The 5,320-nt window shown below is 62.2% G+C and carries 4 protein-coding genes and 1 pseudogene; all 5 read left to right on the top strand.

Annotated elements, in window-relative coordinates; translation table 11 throughout:
* Positions 1–288: 288 nt before the first annotated feature.
* Entirely contained in the window at positions 289–1,692 is a 1,404-nt protein-coding gene (locus WCA53_RS24440; protein ID WP_423916511.1) for a DUF2252 domain-containing protein, read from the top strand.
* A gap of 914 nt (positions 1,693–2,606) precedes the next feature.
* Positions 2,607–3,410: an SDR family oxidoreductase gene (locus tag WCA53_RS24435; protein WP_423916508.1), complete on the top strand. Its 804-nt coding sequence runs from the start codon at positions 2,607–2,609 to the stop codon at positions 3,408–3,410.
* 50 nt (positions 3,411–3,460) lie between these two features.
* On the top strand, positions 3,461–4,243 hold the full coding sequence (locus tag WCA53_RS24430; protein WP_423916506.1) for an enoyl-CoA hydratase-related protein: 783 nt from the start codon (positions 3,461–3,463) through the stop codon (positions 4,241–4,243).
* A 116-nt stretch (positions 4,244–4,359) separates the two neighbouring features.
* Positions 4,360–4,647: pseudogene (locus tag WCA53_RS24425) on the top strand (acyl-CoA dehydrogenase family protein); the annotation flags it as partial.
* 47 nt (positions 4,648–4,694) lie between these two features.
* On the top strand, positions 4,695–5,320 hold a 626-nt coding region (locus WCA53_RS24420; protein WP_423916504.1), incomplete at its 3' end, for a CaiB/BaiF CoA transferase family protein.

Raw genomic sequence — 5,320 nt, 5'->3', positions numbered from 1 at the left:
CGTCTATGTTGTATCCATCGTGCTCTGCGACCCACCTGCAATCGTTTAGGCGGATCATCGGCACGGGGCTGATTTTGTGATATCTGAGAGTCCCCGCACCGCGGATGCGCTAACGTGACATACCGAGTCCGCACGTGAGCTGACAGCACGAACAGCACGAACAGCAGGGGCAGGACAGCGCGCTAAGGATGATCGTGGTGCGCGTGCTCGCCAACAATCTCGGCCGCCGTGACGATGCGTCATGCAAAAGTGGAAGTCGCGGCGCGACTCAGCTAGGAGGAGGCAACCATGGAAACCTTGATGAAGGCGCCTGGGTCAAAGACCGAAGTCAGTAACGTCACCGAGGACCTCTCGGTTCTTCACGCCCGCGCAGAGCGTCTCGCCGCCGGTCAGGCGTTGCGCGATAGCGTGCCGCGTAGCAGCCACGCCGACTGGACATCGCCAGGCCAGCACCGTGACCCCATAGAAATCCTGGAAGAATCAAATCAGGATCGACTGCCGGAACTGGTGCCGATACGCTACGGCCGGATGCTCCGCAGTCCCTTCACGTTCCTGCGCGGCTCGGCGGCGCTCATGGCCCACGATCTTGCGAGTACCCCAAGTACAGGTCTTCGGGTGCAAGCCTGTGGCGACTGCCACCTGTTGAATTTTGGTTTGTTTGCCACCCCAGAGCGAAATCTGGTCTTCGATCTGAACGACTTTGACGAAACACTGCCCGCACCTTGGGAATGGGACCTCAAACGGCTGGCCGTCAGTTTCGCGGTCGCTGGCCGCGATAACCGGTTGCCGGACGCAGATTCCCGGAAAGCCGTCCTGGAGTGCGTGCGCGCATATCGGGAACACTTGCGGGCGTATTCCCGGATGAATCCTCTGGAAGTCTGGTATACCCGCTTGGACGTGAAAACCCTCGTTGCGATGGCACCCGATGAAAAGGTGAAGAAGTTTCGGGAACAATTGGCAGAAAGAGCCCGCCAGCGTGTTGTCGAAAACCTCTTTCCCAAAATTGTCGGCAAAGTGGGTGGGCGACATCGCTTGGTTGATCAACCGCCGCTTCTCTTCCACGTCGCTGAAGCGGACCTCGAGGAACGGCTTCGTGAGGTACTAGTCGACTATCGACAATCGCTGTCCGATGAGCGCCGTGTGCTCCTGGATCGCTACCACCTGGAAGACTTCGCCCTGAAAGTGGTGGGTATTGGCAGCGTCGGAACCAGGTGCTTCATCGGGCTGTTTTTCGACGAAGAAGACCATCCCCTGATCCTCCAATTCAAGGAGGCGCGCCGGTCGGTCCTCGAACCCTATGCGGGAAAGAGCCACTATGACCATCAGGGACAACGTGTCGTCATAGGACAACGGCTGATGCAGTCTTCCAGCGACATCTTTTTAGGATGGTTGCGGGGGCGGCATGACTTTTTTGTGCGCCAGTTGCGGGACATGAAGATATCTGTTCCGGTCGAGGACATCGCCGCCGCGCAGCTCAAACGCTACGCCGGGCTCTGCGGCTGGACCTTAGCCCGCGCTCATGCCAAGTCCGGGGATGCGACGACCATCAGTGGCTATCTGGGCAAGGGTGACGCCTTTGACGAGGCTATCGGCGCGTTTGCGCTCGCCTATGCAGATCAGACGAAGCGTGACCACGCGGCGTTGATAAAGGCGGTACGCGCCGGGCGGCTGGAGGCTCTCGTGGAGGAGTAGCGCGCAGCGCTAGACCGCCGCAAGCCTTGCCGCTGCCCATGGCTCAGCCCTGTTTGGCGGCGTGCACGATCGGACCGCACCGCCGCGCGGCTGATGGCGGGAGCGTAGGTGGAGATTCTTGCTAACGGGCGGGTTGCCTCGCCGCGGAACGTCGTATCACGGCGTCGAAACGCCCTAAGTTTTGAACGGCCGCTTCGGGGAAGTGTGACTGGCCGGAGTGGGCCGAACGGAGACGGACGCGAACCGATGGCCGGCAGCACGCATCGTGTTTAACGTTTGCCCGCGTTCGGCCACAACCTGCCGTTCACATGCGTCGTCGGTCGGCCGTTCGGGCGTCAGCTTTACTCCGTAAGCGGCCATCGGATTGTCAAAGACGAATGCTCCTTCATCGGCCTGAGCGGTCATTCGAGTATCGGCGTTAGTCAGGCGGCTACGGGTCGCTTACCTGACATTCGAAGGTCGACGATCGCAAATGACCGGTCTGACTGAAACCGGATGCGTGCTCCCGACCCTGAAGGGACATTCCCCTCCAATTCGCAGCCGTCCACTGATGCCTTTTCATCGGACGTTCGCCGACAGACAGTCGGCTGCCGCTCACTCGCTATTTCCACCGCAGTTGACCCAAAAGGGCCTCGGGGTAGCCGCTCACCCGGTGAGGCGCACCGTTGAGTCTGCCATTCGACTACCCCCCCACTTCGGGGAGGCGTCCGGGGAAGCCGCCAGCACGACAATCGTTGCCAGGCGTCGTGATGCGCCACCTTCACAGATATTTCTGCTGGCTGGAGCGCCGGCGTATCGGCGCCCGTGTTCGGCCGCGTTTGAAAAACGGGCCGACAACAAAGGACAGGCAACGGGGTTTGCAGGAACACCCTTCAGCTGAAAACGATCCTACCTGACAGCAGTAAAGGAGACACATGACTACAGTTTTTCGCGAAGATGCCCTGGCGGGCAAGACCGTGTTTGTCGCAGGCGCGTCGTCAGGCATCAACCTGGGCATCGCCCAGCGCTTCGCACGCGCAGGCGCGCGGCTGGCGCTGATCAGCCGCGATCCGGAGCGGATCGCAGCGGCAGCGGCCACTATTAACGGTGCCGGCGGCAAGGCCATCGGCATTGCCGCTGACGTGCGGGACTACGGTGCAGTAGAAGCAGCCATGACGCAGGCGCGCGATACGCTGGGGCCATTCGATGCAGTCATCTCCGGCGCCGCAGGCAATTTCCGCGCACCAGCGATGGAAATGTCGGCCAACGCCTTCAAGACCGTGGTCGATATCGACCTGATCGGCACGTTTAATGTATTCCGTGCCTGCTTTGGTTTTCTGCAGACGCCGGGCGCATCGCTGATCGCAATCTCCGCCCCGCAAGGCGTACAGCCCAAGATGTTCCAGGCCCACGCATGCGCGGCCAAGGCCGGTATCAACATGCTGATCAAATGCCTGGCGATGGAATGGGGCCCGGCCGGCGTGCGCGTGAACGGCATCTCGCCAGGGCCCATCGCTGACACCGAGGGCATGGCCCGGCTCGCCTCCACCCCCGAGATGCAGGCGCGCATCAAGAGCATACTGGCCCTGCGCGACTACGGCACCAAGGAGGACGTCGCCGATGCCGCGCTGTTCCTGTGCTCGCCCAACGCCGGTTATATCACCGGCACCATCCTCGATTGCGATGGCGGAGCCTTGCTGGGCGACGCCTCTGCTGACGCGTTGAAAAAATCTGCCTGACCTTGTCGCCACGCCCGAAAGTTGTCACTCTCTGCAGGACGGACGCTCTCATGACTGAATCAGTGCTCTATCACGCCAGTGAAGGCGTTGCCACCATTACACTGAACCGCCCTGAGGTGCTCAACGCCCTCAGTCGCGACATGCTGGAATCGCTGCGCGAAGCAGTCGAACGTGCAGCGCAGGACGCCACCGTGCGAGCGGTGGTGCTAACGGGGGCGGGCCGGGGGTTTTCGTCCGGTTCCGACCTGGGCGGCGGGATGCCTGCAGATCCCGTCATCGACCTGGGTGATTCCCTGCGCGAACGCCTGAACCCGATCATTCTTGCACTACGCAGCATGCCCAAACCCATCATTACCGCAGTCAATGGCGTAGCGGCTGGCGGCGGCATGGGCATCGCGCTGGCGGGCGATGCGGTGCTGGCCGGCAAGTCGGCCAGCTTTTTGCAGGCATTCTCCAGGATCGGACTGGTGCCCGACTGCGGCAGCACCTATTTCCTGCCGCGCTACGTTGGCGACATGCGCGCCCGCGCATTGGCGATTCTGGCCGAGAAGATCGATGCCGACGAGGCGCAACGCATCGGCATGGTCTGGAAGGTCTATCCCGACGATGCCTTGCAGGCGGACGCGGCCAGGATGGCGAAGCACCTTGCCAACATGCCGACGATGGCCTACGGCCTCACGAAGCAGGCGCTGAACGCCAGCGGCGGCAATGACCTCGCCACGCAGCTGGAATGGGAAGCCGCACTGCAGTCACGGGCAGGCCGCACCGAGGACTTCCGCGAAGGCGTGAATGCCTTCGTCGGGAAGCGATCACCGCAGTTCAAAGGCTGCTGAACGAGGCGGAAGGCGATGTCGGCATCAAGGGCGACGCGGGCCGCGGTTCATCACTCGAAGACAAACGGCACGCCGTTGATGTCACTGGCGTCGTTGTTGACCCAGGCCGGATTGAGGAGCTCGACGCGCTGCAGACATTCGTGGACCAGTGCGTGCTGCTGCACAACGCGGGCAAGTTGAGTTCGGAAACGGCTGCTGCGGCCAAGCTGCTCTGCTCGGAGCTGGAGGGGCGCATGACGGATGAAGGCGTGCAGCTGCACGGTGGTGCGGGCTACATGGACGAATACCGGATCAGCCGCATGCACACCGACGCCCGTATCTCACGCATCTACGCGGGCAACAGCGAAATCATGAAAGAGATCATTGGGCGCAGCCTCGGTCTGGACGACCGCAAGCTGGGCTGAGCCTCGTGACCTCAAAACCTCACTTGAAAGAATCAGGACGATTTGACATGAGCGGACCGCTACAGGGCATTCGGGTATTGGAAATGGTAGGCATCGGGCCGGGGCCTTTCTGCGGCATGATGCTCGCGGACATGGGCGCCGATGTCATTCGCGTGGACCGGCCCGGGGGCAAGCGTTCCGTCGTCCTCGACGGGAAGACGCCTGCGCAGGATTCGCTTCGCTATGACGTCACGGCGCGCGGTAAGCGCACTGTCACGATCGACCTTAAATCTGCTGAAGGTGCCCAACAGGTACTGGCACTCGTCGAGCAGGCCGATGTGCTGATCGAAGGATTTCGACCGGGGGTGATGGAGCGCCTCGGACTTGGGCCGGAAGCGTGCCTGCAGCGCAATCCGAAGCTCGTCTACGGCCGCATGACCGGCTGGGGACAATCCGGGCCGCTCGCGCAGGCAGCCGGTCACGACATCAACTACATCTCGATCAGCGGCATGCTGGGCTCGATGGGTCGCGCGGAGGAAGCGCCGCCGCCGCCACTTAATCTGGTCGGTGATCTGGGCGGCGGCGCGATGATGCTCGCGTTCGGCGTAGCGTGCGCGCTCGTTGAGGCGCGCAACAGCGGCAAGGGACAAGTGATCGACGCCGCGATGACCGACGGCACGGCGCTGCTCGGCGC

This window comes from Caballeronia sp. (genome assembly GCF_049581465.1).
Lineage (GTDB): Bacteria > Pseudomonadota > Gammaproteobacteria > Burkholderiales > Burkholderiaceae > Caballeronia.
The sequence above is the reverse complement of the archived record's forward strand: the minus strand, read 5'-3'. Positions and strand labels throughout refer to the sequence as shown.

Coding starts and splice junctions, on each gene's coding strand:
- WCA53_RS24440 (WP_423916511.1), top strand. CDS start 289: ATGGAAACCTTGATGAAGGCGCCTGGGTCAAAGACCGAAGTCAGTAAC.
- WCA53_RS24435 (WP_423916508.1), top strand. CDS start 2,607: ATGACTACAGTTTTTCGCGAAGATGCCCTGGCGGGCAAGACCGTGTTT.
- WCA53_RS24430 (WP_423916506.1), top strand. CDS start 3,461: ATGACTGAATCAGTGCTCTATCACGCCAGTGAAGGCGTTGCCACCATT.